General features: G+C 63.4%; 22 protein-coding genes. 10 read left to right on the top strand and 12 right to left on the bottom strand.

Annotation, left to right across the window (positions count from 1 at the left end):
* On the bottom strand, nucleotides 1-111 hold a 111-nt coding region (locus ACIQ3Q_RS20215; RefSeq protein WP_396271026.1), incomplete at its 3' end, for a LysR family transcriptional regulator.
* A 108-nt stretch (nucleotides 112-219) separates the two neighbouring features.
* Here ACIQ3Q_RS20215 and ACIQ3Q_RS20210 point away from each other — a divergent pair.
* Together ACIQ3Q_RS20210 and ACIQ3Q_RS20205 are read left to right on the top strand one after the other, a co-directional pair.
* Nucleotides 220-1407, top strand: a complete 1188-nt coding sequence (locus ACIQ3Q_RS20210; RefSeq protein ID WP_396271025.1) for an acyl-CoA dehydrogenase — start codon at nucleotides 220-222, stop codon at nucleotides 1405-1407.
* A 470-nt stretch (nucleotides 1408-1877) separates the two neighbouring features.
* Nucleotides 1878-3065: a CaiB/BaiF CoA transferase family protein gene (locus tag ACIQ3Q_RS20205; protein WP_396271024.1), complete on the top strand. Its 1188-nt coding sequence runs from the start codon at nucleotides 1878-1880 to the stop codon at nucleotides 3063-3065.
* A gap of 7 nt (nucleotides 3066-3072) precedes the next feature.
* Here the strand turns inward: ACIQ3Q_RS20205 and ACIQ3Q_RS20200 are convergent, their stop codons facing one another.
* The gene (locus ACIQ3Q_RS20200) at nucleotides 3073-4383 is read right to left on the bottom strand and encodes a M28 family metallopeptidase (protein WP_396271023.1); all 1311 of its coding nucleotides are present in this window, start codon (nucleotides 4381-4383) and stop codon (nucleotides 3073-3075) included.
* A gap of 171 nt (nucleotides 4384-4554) precedes the next feature.
* Between ACIQ3Q_RS20200 and ACIQ3Q_RS20195 the strand changes: the two genes are divergently transcribed.
* Genes ACIQ3Q_RS20195 through ACIQ3Q_RS20185 form a run of 3 tightly spaced genes read left to right on the top strand, consistent with a single transcriptional unit; the run spans nucleotide 4555 to nucleotide 6579 of the window.
* Entirely contained in the window at nucleotides 4555-5328 is a 774-nt protein-coding gene (locus ACIQ3Q_RS20195) for a ferredoxin--NADP reductase (RefSeq protein ID WP_396271022.1), read from the top strand.
* A gap of 14 nt (nucleotides 5329-5342) precedes the next feature.
* On the top strand, nucleotides 5343-6002 hold the full coding sequence (locus ACIQ3Q_RS20190) for an RluA family pseudouridine synthase (RefSeq protein WP_396271021.1): 660 nt from the start codon (nucleotides 5343-5345) through the stop codon (nucleotides 6000-6002).
* 13 nt (nucleotides 6003-6015) lie between these two features.
* Nucleotides 6016-6579 carry a flavin reductase family protein gene (locus ACIQ3Q_RS20185; RefSeq protein WP_396271020.1) on the top strand — a complete coding sequence of 188 codons (564 nt, stop codon included), beginning with the start codon at nucleotides 6016-6018 and terminating at the stop codon, nucleotides 6577-6579.
* A gap of 11 nt (nucleotides 6580-6590) precedes the next feature.
* On the opposite strand, the gene ACIQ3Q_RS20180 is transcribed toward ACIQ3Q_RS20185, so the two are convergent.
* Nucleotides 6591-7373: a hypothetical protein gene (locus ACIQ3Q_RS20180; protein WP_396271019.1), complete on the bottom strand. Its 783-nt coding sequence runs from the start codon at nucleotides 7371-7373 to the stop codon at nucleotides 6591-6593.
* A gap of 81 nt (nucleotides 7374-7454) precedes the next feature.
* Here ACIQ3Q_RS20180 and ACIQ3Q_RS20175 point away from each other — a divergent pair, with 81 nt between their 5' ends.
* Nucleotides 7455-8204 carry an SDR family NAD(P)-dependent oxidoreductase gene (locus ACIQ3Q_RS20175; RefSeq protein ID WP_396271018.1) on the top strand — a complete coding sequence of 250 codons (750 nt, stop codon included), beginning with the start codon at nucleotides 7455-7457 and terminating at the stop codon, nucleotides 8202-8204.
* On the opposite strand, the gene infA is transcribed toward ACIQ3Q_RS20175, so the two are convergent.
* The 3 genes from infA to ACIQ3Q_RS20160 all read right to left on the bottom strand — a co-directional run bounded on the left by infA (nucleotide 8205) and on the right by ACIQ3Q_RS20160 (nucleotide 9974).
* Complete coding sequence (gene infA / locus ACIQ3Q_RS20170; RefSeq protein WP_210810433.1) at nucleotides 8205-8477, bottom strand: translation initiation factor IF-1; 273 nt, start codon at nucleotides 8475-8477, stop codon at nucleotides 8205-8207.
* 56 nt (nucleotides 8478-8533) lie between these two features.
* Complete coding sequence (locus ACIQ3Q_RS20165) at nucleotides 8534-9247, bottom strand: class I SAM-dependent methyltransferase (protein ID WP_396271017.1); 714 nt, start codon at nucleotides 9245-9247, stop codon at nucleotides 8534-8536.
* A gap of 262 nt (nucleotides 9248-9509) precedes the next feature.
* Nucleotides 9510-9974, bottom strand: coding sequence for a hypothetical protein (locus tag ACIQ3Q_RS20160; protein ID WP_396271016.1), 465 nt, complete (start codon nucleotides 9972-9974; stop codon nucleotides 9510-9512).
* 83 nt (nucleotides 9975-10057) lie between these two features.
* Here ACIQ3Q_RS20160 and ACIQ3Q_RS20155 point away from each other — a divergent pair, with 83 nt between their 5' ends.
* Nucleotides 10058-11833 carry an ABC transporter ATP-binding protein gene (locus ACIQ3Q_RS20155; RefSeq protein WP_396271015.1) on the top strand — a complete coding sequence of 592 codons (1776 nt, stop codon included), beginning with the start codon at nucleotides 10058-10060 and terminating at the stop codon, nucleotides 11831-11833.
* Nucleotides 11830-13626 (top strand): ABC transporter ATP-binding protein, encoded by a 1797-nt coding sequence (locus tag ACIQ3Q_RS20150; protein ID WP_396271014.1) that lies wholly within the window; start codon nucleotides 11830-11832, stop codon nucleotides 13624-13626. Before ACIQ3Q_RS20155 ends, ACIQ3Q_RS20150 begins: the two co-directional genes overlap by 4 nt.
* A gap of 30 nt (nucleotides 13627-13656) precedes the next feature.
* Here ACIQ3Q_RS20150 and ACIQ3Q_RS20145 read toward each other — a convergent pair whose 3' ends face one another.
* The 6 genes from ACIQ3Q_RS20145 to ACIQ3Q_RS20120 all read right to left on the bottom strand — a co-directional run bounded on the left by ACIQ3Q_RS20145 (nucleotide 13657) and on the right by ACIQ3Q_RS20120 (nucleotide 19990).
* Nucleotides 13657-15372: a diguanylate cyclase domain-containing protein gene (locus ACIQ3Q_RS20145; protein WP_396271013.1), complete on the bottom strand. Its 1716-nt coding sequence runs from the start codon at nucleotides 15370-15372 to the stop codon at nucleotides 13657-13659.
* Nucleotides 15373-15570: 198 nt separating this feature from the next.
* Nucleotides 15571-15735, bottom strand: coding sequence for a DUF3149 domain-containing protein (locus ACIQ3Q_RS20140; protein ID WP_396271012.1), 165 nt, complete (start codon nucleotides 15733-15735; stop codon nucleotides 15571-15573).
* Between the two features lie 116 nt (nucleotides 15736-15851).
* Nucleotides 15852-16586, bottom strand: a complete 735-nt coding sequence (locus ACIQ3Q_RS20135; protein WP_396271011.1) for a 2OG-Fe dioxygenase family protein — start codon at nucleotides 16584-16586, stop codon at nucleotides 15852-15854.
* A gap of 417 nt (nucleotides 16587-17003) precedes the next feature.
* On the bottom strand, nucleotides 17004-17714 hold the full coding sequence (locus tag ACIQ3Q_RS20130) for a fumarylacetoacetate hydrolase family protein (protein ID WP_396271009.1): 711 nt from the start codon (nucleotides 17712-17714) through the stop codon (nucleotides 17004-17006).
* Nucleotides 17715-17726: 12 nt separating this feature from the next.
* The gene (locus ACIQ3Q_RS20125) at nucleotides 17727-18764 is read right to left on the bottom strand and encodes a cupin domain-containing protein (protein WP_396271006.1); all 1038 of its coding nucleotides are present in this window, start codon (nucleotides 18762-18764) and stop codon (nucleotides 17727-17729) included.
* Nucleotides 18761-19990: a 3-hydroxybenzoate 6-monooxygenase gene (locus ACIQ3Q_RS20120; protein WP_396271003.1), complete on the bottom strand. Its 1230-nt coding sequence runs from the start codon at nucleotides 19988-19990 to the stop codon at nucleotides 18761-18763. Before ACIQ3Q_RS20120 ends, ACIQ3Q_RS20125 begins: the two co-directional genes overlap by 4 nt.
* Before the next feature lie 104 nt (nucleotides 19991-20094).
* Between ACIQ3Q_RS20120 and ACIQ3Q_RS20115 the strand changes: the two genes are divergently transcribed.
* Entirely contained in the window at nucleotides 20095-20559 is a 465-nt protein-coding gene (locus tag ACIQ3Q_RS20115) for a MarR family winged helix-turn-helix transcriptional regulator (protein ID WP_396271000.1), read from the top strand.
* A 71-nt stretch (nucleotides 20560-20630) separates the two neighbouring features.
* Nucleotides 20631-21164: a hypothetical protein gene (locus ACIQ3Q_RS20110; protein WP_396270997.1), complete on the top strand. Its 534-nt coding sequence runs from the start codon at nucleotides 20631-20633 to the stop codon at nucleotides 21162-21164.
* Nucleotides 21165-21182: the final 18 nt, after the last annotated feature.

The following is a 21182-nucleotide window of genomic DNA, read 5'->3' as shown; positions in this document are numbered from 1 at the left end:
GACGGCGCTTTGGGTGACGGCCAACTCATGCGCCGCCTTGGTGTAGCTCTGGTGGCGGGCGGCGGCCTCAAAGGCGGCCAGTGAAGCGGTGGAAGGGATTTTGCGGCGCATAAGGCTTTCGAAATGCGTTCAGCGCACAGATGGGTGCGAAATTCTCGTTTGCTACGGGGTATGGTCTGATTCTAAGATGCAGGAATCGAACTTGACGGAGACAGATTCATGAACGCCAGCGCCACCAAAGCCCGCTTCAACTGGGAAGACCCCCTGCTGCTGGACAGCCAGCTCACCGACGACGAGCGGCAGGTGCGCGACGCCGCTCGGGCCTATTGCCAAGACAAGCTGGCGCCTCGGGTGCTGAACGCGTTTCGCAACCAAGAAACTGATGTGGCCATCTTCCGCGAGATGGGCGAATTGGGCCTGCTAGGCCCCACCATCCCCGAGGCCTATGGTGGCGCAGGCCTGAACTATGTCTGCTACGGCTTGGTGGCCCGCGAGGTGGAGCGCGTGGACTCGGGCTACCGCTCGATGATGAGCGTGCAGTCGTCTTTGGTGATGGTGCCGATCAACGAGTTTGGCAATGAAGCCACCAAGCAAAAGTACCTGCCCAAGCTGGCCACGGGTGAGTGGATTGGCTGCTTTGGCCTGACCGAGCCCGACCACGGCTCAGACCCCGGCTCCATGGTGACCCGAGCCCGCAAGGTGGATGGCGGCTATGAGCTGACCGGCGCCAAGATGTGGATCACCAACAGCCCGATTGCCGATGTCTTTGTGGTCTGGGCCAAGGACGACGGCGGCCAAATTCGCGGCTTTGTGTTGGAGAAGGGCTGGAAGGGCCTGTCGGCCCCCACCATCCACGGCAAGGTGGGCCTGCGCGCCAGCATCACCGGCGAGATCGTGATGGACAGGGTCTTCTGCCCCGAGGAAAACGCTTTTCCCGACGTGCGCGGCCTGAAGGGCCCCTTCACCTGTTTGAACAGCGCACGTTACGGCATCGCCTGGGGCGCCTTGGGCGCGGCTGAGTTCTGCTGGCACACCGCCTTGCAGTACACGCTGGACCGCAAGCAGTTTGGCAAGCCGCTGGCCGCGAATCAGCTGATCCAGAAGAAGCTGGCTGACATGCAAACGGAGATCACGCTAGGCCTGCAGGGCTGCCTGCGCCTGGGCCGCATGAAGGATGAGGGCACAGCCACGCCGGAGATCACCTCGATCATGAAGCGCAATTCCTGCGGCAAGTCACTGGACATTGCTCGCACCGCCCGCGACATGCTGGGCGGCAACGGCATCTCCGACGAGTTCGGCATCGCCCGCCATCTGGTGAACCTGGAGGTGGTGAACACCTATGAAGGCACGCATGACATCCACGCCCTGATTCTGGGACGCGCGATGACGGGGATTGCGGCGTTCTGATGCCTCGTTTTGATGCGGCGTTAGTGGCGAAGTTTGTAGCGGATCAGTGGGCGAGGTATGCCGCTCCGTTCATGCCAAGGGCAGAGCCCTTGGCCCTCGCCAGGCATGAACAGTCCACAGGACTGTTCATGTCCGGGCTCAGTCCTCCGTCGTCGGCCTTTGGCCGCCGCCTCCCCCTTTACTTCACTGCGCGGCATACCCCATCCACTGATCATTCACAGTTGCCGCTTGGCGATAGGCGCGACCTGCCATGGTCCCCATGCATTCGGCAACTGGCTGCCTTTCGGCGGAGAGCACGCAAACCGTTGCAGCAGAGGGCGTGGGGTGGCCCGTGTAGCGAAGTAAAGGAGGAGCCCAAGGCCAGTGGCCTTGGGTGGGGGACATGAGCGGAATGGGCCACCCCGCGCCCTCTGCCAGCGCTGACCTTGCACTCAAACATTGCACCGAACAGACAGCCAAAGACACAACGAATGACCACCACCTCCCTCCAAGGCCTCAAAGTTCTCGACCTCTCGCGTGTCTTGGCTGGCCCCTGGGCTAGTCAGTTGCTGGGGGATTTGGGGGCGGATGTGGTCAAAGTAGAGCGCCCTGGCGCTGGTGACGACACCCGCCACTGGGGGCCGCCTTGGGTAGCCGAGCCCAGCTCCGAGACCGGCCCTCAAGCGGCCTACTTCCAGTGCGCCAACCGCAACAAGCGCTCCATCGCGGTGGACATGGCCACGCCTGAAGGCCAAGCCCTGCTGCGAGCGTTGGCAGCGCAGGCCGATGTGGTGCTGGAGAACTTCAAAGTCGGGGGGCTCCAACAATACGGACTGGACTACGACAGCCTCAAAGCGCTAAACCCCAGGCTCATCTACTGCTCCATCACCGGCTTTGGGCAAACAGGGCCTTATGCACCACGCGCAGGCTATGACTTTTTGATTCAAGGCATGGGCGGGCTCATGAGCCTGACCGGACGCGCCGACACCGAAGACGGGGCGGGCCCTCAAAAAGTAGGCGTCGCGCTGGTGGACATCATGACCGGCCTCTACGCCACCATCGGCATTTTGGCGGCGCTCAACCACCGGCAGACCTCAGGCGAAGGTCAGCATGTGGACATGGCCCTGCTGGACGTGCAGGTGGCCACGCTGGCCAACCAAGCGGCCAACTACCTGGTGAGCGGCGTGGCGCCCAAGCGCATGGGCAATGCGCACCCGAACATCGTGCCCTACCAAGACTTTCCCACCGCCGACGGCGACATGATTTTGGCCGTGGGCAATGATGGGCAGTTTGGCAAGTTTTGCGCGGTGGCGGGCCACCCGGAATGGGCCACGGATGAACGCTTTGCCAGCAACCCGGCGCGGGTGGCGAACCGCGCGGTGCTGACGCCACTGCTGCGCCAAGCCACGGTGATGAAGACCACCGCCGAGTGGGTGGCATCCCTGGAGTCAGCCGGTGTGCCCTGTGGGCCCATCAACCGCGTCAACGAGGTGTTTGCAGACCCGCAGGTGCAAGCACGCGGTCTGCTGCAACACCTGCAACACCCGACCCTGGGCGAAGTGCCCCTGGTGGCCTGCCCCATCCGCCTGTCCGCCACGCCGGTGCAAAACCGCTGGGCGCCGCCGACGCTCGGCGAGCACACCCAAGAGGTGCTCGCCGAGTGGCTCGGTGAAGCCTAAGGCGCACTTAACGCGCAGCCTTCACGGGCGCATCACTGGCCAATTCCACCGCAAAGCTCAGGCCCAATTTGGCGAACTTGACCGCGTGGGTGGCGGTGTTGTTCGACTTGGCCAGGGTGTCGTTGGGCGTGTGGATCAGCTTGTTGTCCGCATCCAAGCTGGACTCAAACGGGAATGAGGCGGGATAGCCGCGCTTCGTCCACGAGGCGTGGTCGGAGCAGGCGTAGCCACAGGCGTCCTGGGTCACCGTCAACTCAGGCAGATAGGTGGTGGCCAAGGCCTTCACAAAGTTGTTTTGAGCCGCGTTGGTGTAGTCGGTGATCAAGGTGATGTCGCTGGTAGGCTCACCTTGGTAGTTGGTCATGTCCAACTGCATCACGCCCACCACCTTCTTGCCTTGCTTTTTGTACTTGGCGGCAATGGCGTCCGAGCCCAGCAAACCAACTTCCTCAGCGGCATAACCCATGAACTGCAGCGTGCGCTTAGGCTTGTAGTTGCCGGCCAGCAGCACCCGCATCACTTCTTGCAAGCTGGCAATGCCCGAGGCATCGTCATCGGCGCCCGGAGCGCGGCTGTTCTCACCCGTGAGGAAGCCGACGGTCGAATCCAAGTGACCACCGATCACCACAATCTCGTCGGGTGCGTGGGTCCCCTTGATGCTCAAGATGACTGACTTCTGAGGCCACTTCTTGTGCGCGAACTGGCTGACCGTGATGTCCGTCCGCCCCGCAGCCATTTGCTTCCAGGTGTTGAACAAATCATTCGACGCGGCCACGCCATGGCTGGTCTTGTAGAAGCGGTTTTGATAGTCCGACAACTTCTGAATGGTGGACAGGACCTGGCTCTCCTGCACCTGCGTCAGCAGCGGCGTGACCGTGGCCTGGTTATCAATGGCATAGCTGGGCGCCAAGGTTGTGGCTTGCTGGGCGCGGGCCAGGTGGCCGCGCAATTCCTGCAGCGACTGGCGAGCCTCGGCACGCGAGGCATGGACGATATAGCCGCCGCAGCGGTGCAGCTTCTCGTGCACCTCCGTCGAGAGGCGATGCAGTTGATCCTCATCGACCAGCAGCACGTGAATGCGATCAGCCCGCGTGGTCAGGCTCTCTGGGCTGCCTACGGCCTTGGCCAGCATGCCGGCACGCGGCACGCTCACTTGAACCTCATGGCTCTCAGCGGACTTCGCTTGCGGATGCGCGGCACGCAGCAGTTGATATGCGTCGTCGCCCATGGACACCCAGATCTTGGGGCCAGCCACAGCGGCTTGGGCAAAAAGAGTGGCGCAAGCCAGTGTGGCTGCACTCAGAACAAGTTTTTTCATGATGAAGGGTCCTCAAAAAAGAGTGGGGAGCCCCCAGGCTCATGGCCCGAAGGGTTGAGCCGGACCCGCCCTGCAGCACGGTCCGCCCAGGTGAGCGACAATAGCGGGCTTATCTCCAACCCACTGTCGGCGAAACCCTGTGTTTTTGCCGCTCTCCCTAGAACTTCGACGATGAGTGCCTTCAATGAAGAGCGCGTGCTGAGCGTGCACCACTGGACGGATAGGCTGTTCAGCTTCACGACCACCCGCGACACCTCGCTGCGTTTCTCCAACGGCCACTTCACCATGATTGGCTTGCGTGTCGATGGCAAGCCGCTGCTGCGGGCCTATTCCATCGTCAGCCCCAATTACGAAGAAACACTGGAGTTTCTGAGCATCAAGGTGCAAGACGGCCCGCTGACCTCGCGCCTGCAGCACATCAAGGTGGGCGACAGCATCATCGTGGGCAAGAAGCCCACGGGCACGCTGCTGATCGACTATTTGCTGCCTGGCAAGCGCCTCTACCTGTTGGGCACCGGCACCGGTCTGGCCCCCTTCATGAGCGTGATCCGCGACCCGGACACCTATGAGAAGTTCGAACAAGTGGTGCTGATCCATGGCGTGCGCGAGGTCAAAGAGCTGGCCTATCACGACTACATCACCCAAGAGCTGCCGCAGCACGAGTTCCTGGGTGAGATGGTCAGCAAGCAATTGCTCTACTACCCCACCGTCACCCGCGAGCCCTACAAAAACCAAGGCCGCGTGACCACGGCCCTGGAAGAAGGCAAGGTCGCTGAAGCCTTTGGCATCCCGCTGCTTAACGCTGCGGAAGACCGCGTGATGATCTGCGGCAGCCCCGAGATGCTGCGCGACTTGAAGACCATGATGGAAGTCCGTGGCCTCAAAGAAGGCAACACCACCACGCCGGGTGACTTCGTCATCGAGCGGGCCTTCGTCAGCCAATAGGCGCCCTGCTGCTCATGCACAAGCCTGCGCCACCGCGCCTGATGGGCGAGTTGGCGTGGCTGCATGAAGACGACTGGCTGGTCGCCGTCAACAAACCAGCGGGCCTGCTGTCGGTGCCCGGGCGCGGCCCAGAGAATGCCGATTGCGCAGTGGTGCAAGTGCAGCAGCGCTACCCCGATGCGCGCGTGGTGCACCGTCTGGACATGGGCACCTCCGGCATCCTGATTTTTGCGCGCCACCTGGCGGCCCAACAGGCGCTGTCTCGCGCCTTCGAGACCCGCCAAACCGACAAGCGCTACGAGGCCTTGGTCACCGGCTTGGTGCAAGCGGAAGAAGGCGAGGTCAACCTGCCCCTGCGCTGCGACTGGCCCAACCGCCCGCGCCAGATGGTGGATACCGATCAAGGCAAACGTGCTTTGACCCGCTGGCAAGTCGTGGCCCGAGACGCCGCCCACCACACCACCCGCATGGCGCTGTTCCCCATCACCGGGCGCTCGCACCAACTGCGCGTGCACATGCAGGCGCTGGGCCATGCCATCGTGGGCGATGAGCTGTATGCCGAACCCGAGGTGGCGGCTGCCTCGCCGCGGCTGATGTTGCATGCCGCGCAACTGGCATTGCCACACCCCGGCACCGGCTTGCGTTTCGTGGTCGAATGCCCGACACCCTTCTAGGAAGCTCACCTCCATGCGCGTGCCGGTTGAACTCTCCAAAGCCTATCGCCTTTTGAACCACGGCCCCACTGTGCTGATCAGTGCCGAATACGGCATTCAGCGCAATGCCATGGCCTGCGCCTGGGCCATGCCGCTCGATTTTGAGCCCCCGAAGGTGGCGGTGGTGATTGACCGCAATACGTTCACGCGGGGTTTGGTGGAGTCTTCAGGCCGCTTGGCCATCAGCGTGCCCTGCGTAGCGCAGGCGCGCCTCGTCACGCTGCTAGGCACCCACAGCGGGCACGAGCAGGACAAGCTGGCCGCTTACGGCGTTCAGGTCTTGGATGAGCCCTTGGCCCAATCGCCCTTGATCGCGGGCTGTGTCGCGTGGCTGGATTGCGTCTTGATCCGGCGCCCGGAGATTGAACAGGCCCACGACCTGTTTCTGGCCGAGGTCACGCATGCCTGGGCCCGGACCCGAGTGTTCAGCAATGGTCGGTGGCACTTTGACACCGCCAACGACAGCTTGCGCACCCTGCACCATGTGGCCGGTGGGCATTACTTTGCCACCGGCCAAGAGGTCGACGGCCACCACTGAAGCGTAAGGCTTTACTGTGCTGCAGAGGCTGCGGCCAAAGGCTGGCGCAGCCGGGCCTCGAACTCGCCAGGCGCGACATACTGGATCACAACTCGGTTGGCCGGCGAGTTGGCGCCGGGCACAGCAATAGCCACTCCCGTGGCCGGGTAGAGCAACTGAACATCACCGCCTGCACCGCGCACGCGCTCTGCAGGTTCCCCAAAACGATCCACGAGAGTGGCCTCATCTAAGCGTACAGACGGTGTAAAGCTCAAGCCCACCAAGCGTGCTTGCGACGCCAAACTGTCGGCGTTGCGCACGTCCAGGTCTTCAGCCGCCAGGCTGAGTTGACGCACGCGCCCGCCTGACCCCACTTCACGTTTGGGTGAACGCTCCGCCGCCTTGCGCCGCATAGCGTCATCGGCCTCAAAGGCCAACACCAAGCGTCCGGTCACAAAACCGGCTTCGAGTCGCTCAACAAAGCCCTCCAGGGCGGGTGCGTCTTCATCCTTGGCACCGATGGCTTGGATCAAGGCCAGATGCAGGTTGTCGCCAAAGCGCGCTTGGGCCTGCGGCAGGCCAGACTGCCCCACCAAGAGACCGAAGACCTCACTGCCTTCGGGCGTGGCTTTCACCTGCCAGGGCAGGCCTTGGGGCGCCGACGCGGCAGCTTCAGTGGCCGGCGCAGGGCGCGTCCAGACCGGGAAAAGCAAGGCACCGGCCAGCACAAACAACACAAACGCGGTGGCCAACCAAATGGGACGCAGCCACCAAGTGCTGCGCGAAGCCTCAGATGCAGACGACAATTCACTCATGCGCTGATTGTCTCCTCGGCTCTCTTGCACGACCCTGTCAAATTCAGGCCCCGGGCACCCAAACCACATAGGATATCCCCCATGACAACACTGACATTACTGACCGGCTCATCCCGTGGTATGGGCGAAGCCATGGCCCGCCAATGCCTGCAAGCTGGGCATCAGGTGCTGGGCATGGCGCGCCACGCCAATGCGGGTTTGGCCGCCCTGGCCGCGCCCCAACAGCTCACGCAGTGGGAGGTCGACTTGAGTGAGGCCCAAGGCGTGGCAGAGCGCTTGGCAGCGTGGCTCGATGAGCAGAGCGCGCAACGCTTCGATTCAGTGCAGTTGATCAACAACGCCGGGGTGATCGCCACCTTGGCCCCGCTGTCACAAGTGCCCCTGGCCGAGACCGTCGGCGCCTTGCGGGTGGGCTTGGAAGCTACCCTGCTGCTAACCAGCAGCTTCTTGGCTGCTACGGCGCACTGGCCGGGGCAGCGCAAAGTGCTCAACATCTCGTCGGGCTTGGGCCGTCGCGCCATGGCGGGCAGCGCGTCTTACTGCGCGGCCAAGGCCGGCATGGACCACTTCAGCCGCGCCGTGGCTCTGGAAGAAGCAGCCAAGCCCAATGGCGCACGCATCGTGTCGCTTGCGCCGGGCGTCATTGCCACCGACATGCAAGTGCAGTTGCGCTCAGCCGACCCGGTGCAGTTCCCTGACCGCAGTGCCTTTGAGCAACTGCTGGCCCAGGGCCAACTCGCCAGCCCCGATGAGGCCGCTCGCAAAGTGCTGGCCTATCTGGCGCGGGCCGACTTTGGCAGCCAGCCCGTGGGCGATGTGAGAGACGCGTGATTACGGGCGACGGCGCGGCGCAGCGGCCGAAGGTGCGCCCGTACCAGGACGACGCTCAATGTGACGGAAGGTGATGCGGCCCTTGGAGAGGTCGTAAGGCGACAGCTCCAAGGACACCGCGTCACCCGCCAAGATGCGGATGTGGTGCTTGCGCATCTTGCCCGAGGTGTAGGCGATCAGCACGTGGCCGTTTTCCAGGGTCACGCGGTAACGCGAGTCGGGCAACACTTCGTTGACCACGCCTTGCATCTCAATCAGTTCTTCTTTCGCCATCGCGATTCTCCAAAAGAGCAGTATTCAAAAGGGCTGCGCACCGTGCGCCGCCCACATCAGTTCAGGGTTCGCTCGTAAGCCTGGGCACTGCGGCTGTAGTGCAGCAGCGTGCCACGGTAGGGGCCTGAGAGCGCGCCGAGATCCATCAAGCTGTGCTGCACCAAGGTGTAGCCCAGCGCCATCATCTGGTGGGTGAAGCGAGCCCGGTTGCCGCGGTTCGGGTCCACGATCAACACTTCGCCGGCCGACGTGGCATGGCGGCCGATAAAGCCCGACAACACGCCGGCATCATCGCGCTCATACAGCACGTCGCTGCCCATGATGACTTCATAGCGGCCATCCACAGGCGCGCGCACCGCAAAACCGGCCAGCGGCGCGGGCTCTGCCCAGTTGCCGTGCCGGTAAGTCATGTCTGCCAAATCATTGGCTTTCACATTGCGCTGCAGAAAGGCCTCCGCGAGTGGATGACAGTCGCTGGCGGTCACCAAGGCGCCACGGCGGTGGCTGACCAAACTGGCCAGCCCCAGGCCGCAACCCACCTCAAGAATGCGCTCTCCCGCCAACACCGGCCTGCGGCCCATGTGGGCGGCCAAATGCACGCCCGAGGGCCAAACCAAACCAAACAGAGGCCATGCCGCCGACGAAATGCCCAGTGCTTCTGCCTCGCCACTTGGGTCGGCAAACTGCTGACGATCCAGCAGAGAGTGGATGTGCAAATCGGCCACACCAGTGACCTCGACGCACTCTTGCTTCAGCAGGTATCCGGGCAATGAGGACTCCGTCAGGACAGAGACCCCACGCTAGGGCGGCCTCTGGTGAAAGGGGCGGACGGATCCGCAGCCTTGACCTTGAGTCCGAACCAAACGAAAACCGCCACGAGACCGGTACGGCCTTGCAGCGGTGGTTAGCCCTCAAGTGTACCTCAGAGGCATTTTTTTTGTTCTACGCTACCAGTTCAGCTTTAAGGACTGCTGGGGCGATACCCCTCATGGCGATGACGGCAGGTAGAAACGTATCGCTCAGAAGCGTCAATCAATAAGCGTCTGTCAACCAGATGCTTCCAACAGCACACCCTGATGACGGTGCGTCAGGGGCACGCAACGAGATGGTGACGGTGTCTGGGCCTGGTGGGAACACGGCCCCATTCGAAAACAGTCCGGTCACATCGACCGGACCCACAAATGGCCGATCGGGGCTGCTGGTCACCGTGGTGGCACGCACACTGCCATCGGGCCGCTGTACCTTGATGGTTAAGCGGCCATTGAAAACCAAATCACTTCTGCCATAGATGTCACCCGCCAACTTGGCCCGTCCATAACTGCTGTAATTGAATGTGGACCGCAGCAGTGTTTCATTGGGCTTGATCGTCTCACACCGAATCTCTAGACCCGCCGTGACACCGTACTTCATGATCTCGGCAGCCTGCGCCGAAGGCAAGGTCGCAGCCAAACTCAAGACAGCGCATGCAACACTGATGCGAACATTGGTCAAAATCATCATTTCTCCTCGTAGTCTGATTTATCTGGTGTCGCACAGACACCTCGTCGTCAAGGCGATCGAAAAATACCTATCCCGACTCTATGACCTTGACGCAACTTATTGTAGGTTTTGTTCGTCGCCACGCCAGCGCCTATATCGCCGCTGGCTTCATGCTGCTGGGCATTGCCCTGATGACCGTCTGGGTGCCGCGCCAGATCGGCCAGGTGGTGGACGGCCTGGTGCAAGGCCGCTTGGCCGGCACAGCCCTCTGGGTGGAGCTGGGCTGGCTGCTGGGCGCGGGGCTGGCCATCTACCTGCTGCGCGCAGGATGGCGCATGGCCTTGTTTGCGGCGGCCTATCGCATGGGAGTGGAGCTGCGCGCCCAGCTTTACGAACGGCTCTCGCTGCAAGGGCCACGCTTTTATCAAACCCACCGTACAGGCGACCTGATGGCCTTGGCCACCAATGATGTGGACGCCGTCGAAATGGCGGCCGGTGAAGCCTTGTTGGCTGGTTTTGATGGCAGCCTGACCTTGGCGCTGGTGGTGGGCACCATGGCCCTTGGCGTAGATGCCCGGCTGGCTGCGGTAGCCCTGCTGCCCTTTCCCTTCATGGCCCTGGCCTTTTGGTGGATCTCTCGCCATGTGCACGACCGCTCCAAAGCAGCGCTTGATCGCTTTGGCCACCTCAACGATCATGTGCAAGAGACCCTGTCGGGCGTGCGCACCTTGCGCGCCTTGGGCCTAGAAGCCCAAAGTGCGCAACGCTTTGGAGAACTGGCGCGCTCAGCCGCCCAAGCCGGCTTCGAGGCCCAACGCTGGGAAGCCCGCTATGAGCCGGCCGTAGGCATCAGCCTAGCCTTTGCCAGTGCCGCATCGCTGGGCTTAGGCGGATGGCTGGTATGGCAGCAAGAGCTGACGATTGGCCAGTTGACCAGCTTTGGGCTCTACCTGACCCAGCTGATCTGGCCCATGTTTGCGGCCGGTTGGGTGCTGTCGCTGTGGGAGCGCGGCCGAGCGGCCTGGGGGCGGCTGAGTGCGGTGCTGGATGAGCCGTTGGCGGTAGATGACGAAGGCACGCTCACCCACGCCCCCACCGGCGCTATCGCGTGGAACAAGGTCAGCTTCCATTACCCCGGCAGTGCCCAGCCCGCGCTGGACGAGGTTGCGCTGTCGCTGCCGCCTGGCCAGACCTTGGGCCTGGTCGGCCCCACCGGCAGCGGCAAGAGCACGATCATCAAGCTCTTACTGCGCCAATGGACACCCCAGCAGGGCCAGTTGCGCTGGGGGGCGCACGACATCCGCGACTACCGGCTGGCGGCCCTGCGCCAAGCCACCGCCTGGGTGCCTCAAGAACCCGTGCTGTTCAGCGCCACCGTGGCCGAAAACATCGCGCTGGCCAAACCCCAGGCCAGCCGAGAAGAGATCGCTGTGGTGGCCCGCATGGCCTCAGTGGAAGAAGACATCCTGCGGTTACCGCAAGGCTATGACACCCCTGTGGGCGAACGCGGCGTGACCTTGTCGGGCGGGCAGAAGCAGCGCATCGCGATTGCGCGGGCCTTGCTGAGCGATGCCCCGGTGCTCTTGCTGGACGACGCGCTTTCGGCCGTGGACACCGAGACCGAAAGCCGCATCCTGCAGCACTTGCGCCAGCACTTACGCAGCGGCCCGCGCCAGCGCAGCGTGGTGGTGGTCAGCCACCGTTTGTCGGCGGTGGCTGAGGCCGACGAGATTGCCGTGATGCGCCATGGGCGCGTGGCCGAGCGCGGCTCTCATGCCGAGCTGCTGGCCCTGGGCGCCGAGCAGGGCTGGTACACCCATCAATGGCGCATTCAGCAACTGGAGGCCTCGCTGCAAGGGGCGGGAGCAGCACCATGAGCCAGCACGACAACCCCCCCGCAGAGTCCTCCACGGCCCAGGCAACCCGCCTGCTGTGGAACGCCGCACAGCCAGATCGCCGCACCGTGCTCTTGGGCTTGGCGTGGTTGATCCTCGCCGCCGGCCTGGATGCTGCAGGCCCGGTGCTGGGCAAGTACTTCATCGACCGCTATTTGCTGCCGCGCGACCCGATGCTCAGCACCATGGCCGCGCTGCTCATCGGCGTCTTCCTCACCGGCAGCCTGGCCAGCCTCTTGCGCTACTGGCAGCTCACGCGGCTGGCCGGTGTGGCCATGCGCTCGGTGCTGCGCATCCGAGAGCAGGTCTACGGCCATGTGCTGCGGCTTCCCATGAGCTTTTTTGATCAGGCCATCACCGGGCAGTTGGTGAGCCGGGTGACCAATGACACCGAAGCTGTGAAACAGCTTTATGTGCAAGTGCTGTTCGTGATGATGGATGCGGTGGTCATGCTGGGCATCATGCTGGTGACCATGGCGCTGCTGGATGTGCGGCTGATGCTGATCAGCGCCGTGATGGTGCCTGCCGTGATCGCGGTGGTCGTGGGCTATGGCAGGCTCTCTGGCCCCGCCGTGGCGCGCACGCGCGAGCTGCGCAGCCAGCTCAATGCGCAGACGGCAGAGTCGATTGGCGGCATGGTGGCGCTACAAGCCACGGGGGCGACGGCACGCTATGGCGAGCGCTATGCCGAGGTCAACCGAGCACACTATGACTCCCGGCTGATCGAGGTGCGGGCCAATGCCTGGCTGTTGCGCCCGGCCTTAGACCTGATTCATGTGCTGGTGCTGGCGGTGGTCATTGCAGCCTGGGGCGCCCAAAGCGAAGGCATGGCCTTGGATGCCTTGCAAGTGGGCCTGCTCTATGCCTTTGTGGGCAGCTTGGGCCGGGTCACCGAGCCCTTGATCCAGTTGACCATGCAGTTCTCGCAGTTGCAGCAAGCCACTGTCTCTGCGGCGCGTGTGCACACCCTGCTGGCGCACGCCCAGGCGGAGCGGCCGCACAGCACAGGCCAGGTCACGGCCGGTGCGGTCAGCATTCACGAGTTGGACTTCGCCTATCAGGCGGATCAGCCCATTCTGAAGAAGGTGTCCCTAGACATCGCACCGGGCGAATTCATCGGCATCGTTGGCCCCACCGGCAGCGGCAAGAGCACCCTGCTCTCGCTGCTCCTGCGCTATTACCCATTGCAAGAGCCCGATCAGCTTCGCGTGGACGGCCAGCCACTTGCTGCCTTGGACGAAGATGCCTTCCGCCATGCGGTGGGCTTGGTGCCACAAGAGCCCTTTTTGATGGCGGGCAGCGTGCGCGACAACATCGCCATGGGTCGCCCCTTGAGCCAAGAAGCCATTGAGCTCGCCGCCACTCAGGCCGGTGCCAGTGGCTTCATCGCCCGCCTTAGCGAAGGCTACGACACCCTGCTGGGCGAAGGCGGTGCGCGCCTAGCGGTAGGGGAAAAACAGCTCATTGCCATTGCCCGGGCACTGGCCGGCCAGCCCAAGATCTTGTTGCTGGACGAAGCCACCTCCCACATCGACACCGCCACCGAACAAGTGGTGCAGCAGGCCTTGCACGCCCTGCGCGGCCGGATGACCTTGATCGCCGTGGCGCACCGCCTCTCCACCATCCGCGAAGCAGACCGCATTTTGGTGCTGCAACAAGGCCGGGTCGTGGAATGCGGCCCTCATGCAGCCCTGATGCAGATCACCGACGGTGTGTATCGGCGCCTGGTGGAGCTGCAACAACTCCACGAGGACGAATTGGGCGACGGCCCATGAAGCCGTCGGCCGCCCACCTTAGCCTGGTGCTCAGTGGGCAGGTTTGTTGCGGTACATGGCCGCATCGGCCTTGCTGACCAAGCTGCTGACATCAGCACCATCGTCCGGATAGAGAGAGGCCCCCACCGACACGCTGACCACACCGCCGGCGTCGGTGGACACACCATCCAGAGGCGTGGCAAAGGCTTGCTTGAGCTTGTCGATCACCAGGGCCAGGCTGGCATGCTCGGCAATGTCATCGAGCAAGATCAAAAACTCATCACCCGCCCAACGCGCGACCAAATCGCCTTCTCTCAGCTGCGATTGCAGGCGCTGGCCCACTGCCCGAAGCACGCGGTCTCCCGCCTCATGGCCGTAGTGGTCATTCACGGCCTTGAAACCGTCTATATCCAGAAACAGCAGGGCAAAGGGCTTGCCGTCGTCACCGCGCCGATGCAGCTTGATCCGATCTTCCAGGCGCCGCACCATGGCTTCTCGGCTGGCCAGCCCGGTCAGGCGGTCGGTGGCCAGCTTGTGGCGCATGGCAGAGAAGCTCTCGGCCAAATCACCAATCTCATCGGAGCGCTTGATGCGCAGCGGCGTGTCGAACTTGCCGTCACCCACCTCTTTGGCCGCTGTGGCCAGCTTGCGCAAGTCGCGCGACACGATGGAAAGGCTGAACATCCCCACCCCCACCACCGCCACGGCTGCCAACAGGCTCAACAACACCGTCTGATAGACGTTGTCCGTCACCGTCTTTAGAAAGTCGCTGCGGGGCACCGCCACTGCGATGATCCAGTCTAGGCCTGCCGTGTCTCTGATCCGTGCATAAGCCACTTGGACCGGCACGCCGTCTGGACCGGTGATCTTGCGGGCGCGCACCCCCAAATCGCCCTCTTGGCCCTGCATCAAGGCCCGCACTTCACGGTGCACCGACGCCAGCAAGGGGTCGTCGCTCTCGCCCGCGTTCAGCCTTTGATGCACACCTTGAGCGTCGCGTCGCAGGTAGTCGCCGCGTGAGGTGGCAATGAGGTTGCCGTCAGGCTCCTCAATAAAGGCGAAGCCGTGGCGGCTGACAGGCAGAGAGCGGACAAAGTCGCTCAGCAACTTGAGCGACACATCGGTGGCGACCACGCCTTTCATGTCGCCGTCCTGCCCCAACACGCGCCGAGCCCGTGTAGCCACCAACTCATTGGTGCGAAAGTCAATGTAGATGGACGTCCAGGTGTCTGTGGCCGCCGCCGCTGCGGCCTTGTACCAAGGGCGCTGGCGCGGCTCAAAGACTTTGGACTCCTGCTCCGCAGGCCCCAATGCGCCATCAATGCCGGAGAAGCGGAAGAGCGTGCGAGGCCCCTCGCCGCTGACCCGCAGGCGCAACTGGGCCTCAGATTCAGAGTCGCGCCACAGGCCAAAGAAGTGGCCTTGCTCATCGCCATAGTAGGCGTAGTTGTTCAGCCCGCGATGCACCGAGGTGGCCAACCAAAAGCGCGTGCGCAGGGCCGCTACATCTTTAGCGATGTTTTGCGGCGCTGCCACGCCCTTGGGAAAGGCCGTCTCCAGCACCGCACCAGAGCCATAGACATGCCGCTCCACCGCCTGGGCAATGCGCGACACGGTTTCTGTCAGCAATTGGTCTGACAGGCTGTCTACCGCATTGCGACCCGCGCGATAAGACAACGCGCCCAAGATCACCGCCAACACCAAGACCAGCACCACATAGGGCACGGTCAGCAGCTGACCCAGACTCAGCCTGCGAAAAATGGGCATTCAACACCTCCGAACACAGACGGTTCACCGGGACTGAACCGCGCAGCCGCCTCCCTCGAGAGCCACTGCTTCTTCACAATTGTTCGGTTCAGTCTACCGCGTCAGATGTGCGGAGTTGGTACGAAAGTGGGGAGACGCCCCTAGGGCAAGCCCCACTTCGATGGCGAACTAGGGTCGAGTTCCCCCTTGCCCCCATGCTCACTGCTGCTGCGCTGCCAGTCGTGCGCGCTCGCGGGCTTCATCCTCGCGAATGTGGGTGATGAAATAACGCGCATAAAAACCGGCCATGCCCAAGGTGATGGCGATGACGGCGGCGCTCAACAAACCATAGTCGGTGGTGAAGAAGTCAGTCAGTGCGTGCATGATCCCCTCCTTTGGGGCGTCGATTAACGATGCCCCTATCTGACACCTGCAGGCAGGCACTCACTTTGCGCTGGCGCAAAGCGGTGGCACCCCTCCTGCACAGCGTTTGACCTGGATCAGACAGGGCCTTGGAAGCGGCCCGCGCGGAAGGTCAAAACCAGGGTGTCGCGGTGGCCACTGCCGTCCGCCGCCAGCGGTTGGATGGGGGTGGATTCATGGATCACCCGCTCATCATCCAGCAGCAAGGTGCTCCAGGGCTCGCTCAGCGTGAAGCGCAGGCCCTCGTGGCTCTCGGCCGCGAACACGCGGGTTTCGCCGCCCTTGATTTGGTGCCGACCGACCATGGTCACCGCCACCAGGTCGACCCCATCGCGGTGCGCGCCTTCAGGCGTAGGACGGCCAATGCCATCGGTGGTGTCGATGCGAAACACATGGGCCTCGACATACCAAGGCTGAACGCCCTTGAGCGCACTCACCCGCGCCCCCAAGGCTGCCAGCCAGCGCGCCCACAAGGGGTGCTGGGCCATGGCCGGGTCCATGGGCTCAAACTGGCGCTCGATGCCGCCATGCAGCGCGTTGTATTCCACGGGCTGCCAGTGCGCACGGTGCGGCACCTGGCGCACTGCGTCACCGTCAACCACAAAGCAGCTGTGCCGCCGCCGCCGGTACCGCCCGCCATCCTTGAGGTAGGCGTCGGGCGGCAGGTCGTCCCAGCAAGCACGCCAGTCCTCCAAGCCCTCGACAGCCGCCCCCATCAAGGCCGCACCACCCGCCGCATCCAGCACCGCATAACCCTGGCGGGCCAGGGTGTCGTCCACAAGTTCCGGAGGGGTGACGGGCGGCTTCAGCATGATGAGGGATCTCAACGAAAGGCAAACATCGGGGTGAGCATTGTGCCCCTCGACCAGCCTGTTCAACCCAGAAGTAGTTGGGCAGTTCATGCAACGGTTTACGCGAACGCAGCGCCACAGGCATTCCCCGCCGCTCATGTCATCCGGCCTTCGGCCTCCTTCTTTACTTCGCTCTGGGGAACGCCTGTGTCACTGCGTCGCCACCCTATCAGTCCACGATACCGGCCTGAAGCCAGCGGCTGATCAGGCAGCAGTACCGATTCTTCGCACGGCACCAACATACCGACTAGCAAGGGAACTTGGGGGCGTGATGCAGCGAAGTAAAGGGGGAGACGGCGGCGCAGCCGCCGTCGGAGGACATGAGCGGAATCACGCGCCCAAGTTCCCTTGCGCGTGAATCCCCCCACAAGCACTCTCTCAATCTGACCGCTCAATCGTCAGCGCAATCTCCCCCACGCCTTCCACTTGGCCGGTGATTTTGTCGCCCGCCACCACCGGCCCCACGCCTTCGGGTGTGCCGGTGTAAATCACGTCGCCGGGCTGCAGGTGGTAGTAGGTGGAGAGGTCTTCGATGATCTCGCGGATGTTCCAGATCAGCAGATTGACATTGGACGATTGCTTGGACTGACCATTGACCTGCAAGGCGATGGTGCCTTGCTCGACGACCACGCCGGGCATGGGCACCACGGGTGAAATCACTGAGCCGTTCTCCACATCCTTGCCCAAGTCCCAAGGGCGGCCTTTGTCGCGAGCCACGAGTTGCAGGTCGCGGCGCGTCATGTCCAGGCCGCAGGCATAGCCGTAGATCAGCTCATGCGCGTCCGCCGCCTTCACCTGAAAGCCGCCCTTGCCCAGCACCACCACCAACTCCATCTCATAGTGGTAGTTGGCGGTGGCCGGCGGGTAGGCGATGGTGGCACCAGACTCCACCAAAGAGTGCGGCGACTTGGTGAAGTAAAACGCGCGCTCATTGGCCTTGTCCACCGGCTTGCCCACCATCTCCATGGCGTGCGCGTGGTAGTTGCGGCCCACAAAAAGGAGGCGGTGCACCGGCAGGCGCTGGGTGCTGCCTTGCACGGCGAGCGAGGGCGTCGCGGGCGGGGCCCAAAGAAAGTTGGTGTTGCTCATGATGTCTCCTGTTCAGCCTCGATTTTCATAGACACCGAGCTTGCGGTGCAGCGGGGATTCATCGGCCATGAAGATAAAGGCCGCGTCGGTGTCAGACCGGTTGCGTAGGCTCACGGCGGTGTAGCCCGGTGCACAGGCCGTGTCGGCCTCGGCCAGGTTGAAAGCGTGGCCTTCGACGTCGATGTCCGTGCTGCCTTCGATCTGGTGGAACACGCAGGCGGGCGAGCGGGCGGGCAGGCGCAGTGCTTGGCCCGGACGCAGCATCAGGGCATAGAAGCCCAAAATGTTTTCGGCGTCGTCACCCGTCTCGGGGTTGATGTAGGTGACCTGCACGCAGGCGAGATCCGGTTGATCCTGGGCCAGTGCCTCCAGCGCCGCGCGGGTGTCCACCCAGGGGTAGCGCAGCATGGGATAGGCCCGGGCGCTACGGGTAAAGACCGGTGTGGGCGCCACGCCCGCGCGACGGAAGGCAGCGTCGCCTCGGCCGGGCTTCACGGCCTGACGCTCGCCGTTCACGTGGTAGCTAGCCTCCATGTAGTAGACCAGCGGCAGGTCCAACACATCCAGCCACACCACTGGCTCGTCACCGTCATGACCGTGCTCGTGCCACAAGCCAGTGGGGGTGAGGATCAGGTCGCCCCGGCTCATGGGGCATTTTTCGCCATCGACCGTGGTGTAGGCGCCCTCACCTTCCACAATCATGCGCACCGCGTTGGGCGTGTGGCGGTGGCTGGGGGCCCACTCGCCCGGCAGCAGCAGCTGCATGCCCAAGTAGATGGCGGCGCTGGCCTGCATTTTCTCTAGCCCGTGGCCGGGGTTGGCCAGCACCAGCACGCGGCGCTCAGCCTTTTCAATCGGGGTCAGCTCGCCCGCTTGAAGCAGCAGCGGCTTCAGGCTGGCATAGGGCCAGTGCGTGGGCTTGGTTTGCCGGGTGGGCACCTTGGGCGGCAGCACCGCACGCAGGCTGGGCCACAGCGGCACCAGGTTCAAAGCCTTGAGCTCATCGCGGTAGCTTTGGGGCAGGTCTTCGAGTTTGCCGAGGTCGTTCATGCGGGTGCTCCTGCGGCGGTGTGGATGGCCAGGCAGTTGCCCACGTTCCAGCCGTACAACCATTCCATGGCGTCATAGAAACGTTCAGGGCTGCGACCGCGCCACAGGTCGTTGCGCACCAAGCGCTCGACGCCCTTGGCGTGATAAATCCGCCCCATCTCGCGGGCGGAGAGCACGATGCGCGCGGTGCGGGCCACACGCGAGCGCTGGTACAGGTCTAGCGCCTGATCCCAATCGTTACCCTGCACACGCAGGGCCTCGCCCAGCGTCACGGCGTCTTCCAGGGCCATGCAGGCGCCTTGCGCCATGTACTGGGTGGTGGGGTGGGCGGCATCGCCCAGCAAAGTGACGCGACCATAAGTCCACTGGCCAATCGGCTCTTTGTCGGCCGTGGCCCAACGCCGCCAGCTCTTGGGCAGCTCAATCAACTGCCTGGCCTTGGGGCAGATGCCTTGGAAGTAGCTCCCCACCTCGGCCTTGCTGCCGTCGCGCACGCCCCACTCCTCTTGCTCGCGGCTGTGAAAGGTGACCACCACGTTGTACTGCTCACCGCCGCGCAGCGGGTAGTGCACCAAGTGGCAGTTGGGGCCGACCCAGATGCTGGCCGCGTTCCACTTCAATTCGTCAGGGAAGTCGGCCTTGTCCACCACGGCGCGGTAGACCACATGGCCGGTGACGCGGTGCGGGTCGTTCACATACTGCTGGCGCACCACCGACTTAACCCCATCGGCGCCAATCAAGGCCACGCCGCGATGCTGCTGGCCGTGTTGATCGATGGCAATCACGCCCTGCTCGTCTTGCTCCACCCGCTCGATGCGGGTGCTGGTCAGGCAGCGCACCTTGCCCGTGGCCTGCGCACCCTCATACAGCGCGCCATGCACATCCGCGCGGTGGATCACGGCGTAGGGGTTGCCAAAGCGTTCGCGAAAGCGCTCGTCGGTGGGGATCTTGCCCACCTGATACTCGTCGATGGCGTCGTGCATCACCATGTAGTCGGTGAAGACCGCGCGGCTTCGGGCCAACTCCCCCACGCCCAGCGCATCAAAGGCATGGAAGGCATTGGGGGCGAGTTGGATGCCCGCTCCGATCTCGCCCATCTCAGGCGCCTGTTCCAGCACCAGCACCTCAAAGCCTTGGCGGGTCAAGGCCAGAGCAGCGGCCAAGCCGCCGATGCCGCCACCGGCCACCAACACTGGCCCTGGTGAGCGCTCTGCACTGTTCGGCATGGTGTCTCCAATCATTTAATCAGTATACTGATGATTAGTGTAGTCATAATTAAGCGAGCCCCCACTAGGGATGACCCTCGCTGCCTCGTACCCTGCCCTCTGCCATGCCAGCCTCTGCTGTTGACCTCGACACCCTGCCCGGCCACCACATCCGTCGCCTGCATCAGATTGCCGTGGCCGTGTTTTTGCAAGAGACCGAAGACCACGGCATCACGCCCGTGCAGTTCGCGGCTTTGCAGGCCGTGGCCAACACACCCGGTTTGGATCAGCGCAGCCTGGCGGCGCGCATTGGGCTGGACACCTCCACCCTGGCCAATGTGGTGGACCGTCTGGAAACCCGTGGCTGGATGCAGCGCAACGCCTCCCCCGAGGACAAGCGGGTGCGACTGCTTACCCTCACCCACGAGGGCGAGCAATTGCTGGCCGGCGTGCTGCCCGACATGCATCGCGCCCAAGAGCGCATCCTGGCGCCCTTGCCCAAGACCGAGCGCAAAGAGTTCATGCGCATGCTGCGCACTTTGGTGGACGCCAACAACGAACTGAGCCGAGCGCCCAGCACTTCACAGTAAGCCCCGTCTTTCGCGCACTCCGCATGAGGTGCGCTGGCTATCATCCGCGGCTCTTTCGTCTGGGAGGCCGCATGGCGCTCACTGTTTTGCTCGCAACGACCGTGTTTCTCTCGGCGTTCCTGCTGTTCTTGATCCAGCCCATGGCCGCCAAGGCCATGCTGCCCACCTTTGGTGGTACCTCGGCCGTCTGGGTCACCAGCCTGGTGTTTTTTCAGACCACACTGCTGCTGGGCTATGCCTATGCGGACCGCCTGAACGCGTGGCTCGGTGCGCAGGGTCGCGTGCGGGTGCACATCGGCTTGTTGCTGGCTTCCTTGCTGTTCCTGCCCCTGCAGATTCTGAACAGCAGCGCGGACGTTTCTAGCGACTCGTCCCCCAGCGCTGGCGTGTTGACCCTGCTGCTGGTCACGCTGGGCTTGCCCTATCTGCTGCTGTCGTCCACCGGGCCGCTGCTGCAGGCCGTCCACCACCTGCGCTTTCCAGCACGCAATGTCTATAGGTGTCACGTCTCATGTGATCATTGGCCGATTCGAAGCTGGCCGCTACTTCAGGCCAGAGCTGTCCTGAGCGAGTTGCTGGCTTCGATCCCAGAGAGTTCATCATAGCCAGATCGCATGAGCCAT

The sequence above is a fragment of the Ideonella sp. genome, assembly GCF_044358605.1.
Taxonomy (GTDB): domain Bacteria; phylum Pseudomonadota; class Gammaproteobacteria; order Burkholderiales; family Burkholderiaceae_C; genus Ideonella.
The sequence above is the reverse complement of the archived record's forward strand: the minus strand, read 5'-3'. Positions and strand labels throughout refer to the sequence as shown.

Excerpts from the sequence above, each read along its gene's own strand:
- ACIQ3Q_RS20210 (WP_396271025.1), top strand. The coding sequence starts at position 220 with ATGAACGCCAGCGCCACCAAAGCCCGCTTCAACTGGGAAGACCCCCTG.
- ACIQ3Q_RS20205 (WP_396271024.1), top strand. The coding sequence starts at position 1,878 with ATGACCACCACCTCCCTCCAAGGCCTCAAAGTTCTCGACCTCTCGCGT.
- ACIQ3Q_RS20200 (WP_396271023.1), bottom strand. The coding sequence starts at position 4,383 with ATGAAAAAACTTGTTCTGAGTGCAGCCACACTGGCTTGCGCCACTCTT.
- ACIQ3Q_RS20195 (WP_396271022.1), top strand. The coding sequence starts at position 4,555 with ATGAGTGCCTTCAATGAAGAGCGCGTGCTGAGCGTGCACCACTGGACG.
- ACIQ3Q_RS20190 (WP_396271021.1), top strand. The coding sequence starts at position 5,343 with ATGCACAAGCCTGCGCCACCGCGCCTGATGGGCGAGTTGGCGTGGCTG.
- ACIQ3Q_RS20185 (WP_396271020.1), top strand. The coding sequence starts at position 6,016 with ATGCGCGTGCCGGTTGAACTCTCCAAAGCCTATCGCCTTTTGAACCAC.
- ACIQ3Q_RS20180 (WP_396271019.1), bottom strand. The coding sequence starts at position 7,373 with ATGAGTGAATTGTCGTCTGCATCTGAGGCTTCGCGCAGCACTTGGTGG.
- ACIQ3Q_RS20175 (WP_396271018.1), top strand. The coding sequence starts at position 7,455 with ATGACAACACTGACATTACTGACCGGCTCATCCCGTGGTATGGGCGAA.
- infA (WP_210810433.1), bottom strand. The coding sequence starts at position 8,477 with ATGGCGAAAGAAGAACTGATTGAGATGCAAGGCGTGGTCAACGAAGTG.
- ACIQ3Q_RS20160 (WP_396271016.1), bottom strand. The coding sequence starts at position 9,974 with ATGATTTTGACCAATGTTCGCATCAGTGTTGCATGCGCTGTCTTGAGT.
- ACIQ3Q_RS20155 (WP_396271015.1), top strand. The coding sequence starts at position 10,058 with ATGACCTTGACGCAACTTATTGTAGGTTTTGTTCGTCGCCACGCCAGC.
- ACIQ3Q_RS20150 (WP_396271014.1), top strand. The coding sequence starts at position 11,830 with ATGAGCCAGCACGACAACCCCCCCGCAGAGTCCTCCACGGCCCAGGCA.
- ACIQ3Q_RS20145 (WP_396271013.1), bottom strand. The coding sequence starts at position 15,372 with ATGCCCATTTTTCGCAGGCTGAGTCTGGGTCAGCTGCTGACCGTGCCC.
- ACIQ3Q_RS20140 (WP_396271012.1), bottom strand. The coding sequence starts at position 15,735 with ATGCACGCACTGACTGACTTCTTCACCACCGACTATGGTTTGTTGAGC.
- ACIQ3Q_RS20135 (WP_396271011.1), bottom strand. The coding sequence starts at position 16,586 with ATGCTGAAGCCGCCCGTCACCCCTCCGGAACTTGTGGACGACACCCTG.
- ACIQ3Q_RS20130 (WP_396271009.1), bottom strand. The coding sequence starts at position 17,714 with ATGAGCAACACCAACTTTCTTTGGGCCCCGCCCGCGACGCCCTCGCTC.
- ACIQ3Q_RS20125 (WP_396271006.1), bottom strand. The coding sequence starts at position 18,764 with ATGAACGACCTCGGCAAACTCGAAGACCTGCCCCAAAGCTACCGCGAT.
- ACIQ3Q_RS20120 (WP_396271003.1), bottom strand. The coding sequence starts at position 19,990 with ATGCCGAACAGTGCAGAGCGCTCACCAGGGCCAGTGTTGGTGGCCGGT.
- ACIQ3Q_RS20115 (WP_396271000.1), top strand. The coding sequence starts at position 20,095 with ATGCCAGCCTCTGCTGTTGACCTCGACACCCTGCCCGGCCACCACATC.
- ACIQ3Q_RS20110 (WP_396270997.1), top strand. The coding sequence starts at position 20,631 with ATGGCGCTCACTGTTTTGCTCGCAACGACCGTGTTTCTCTCGGCGTTC.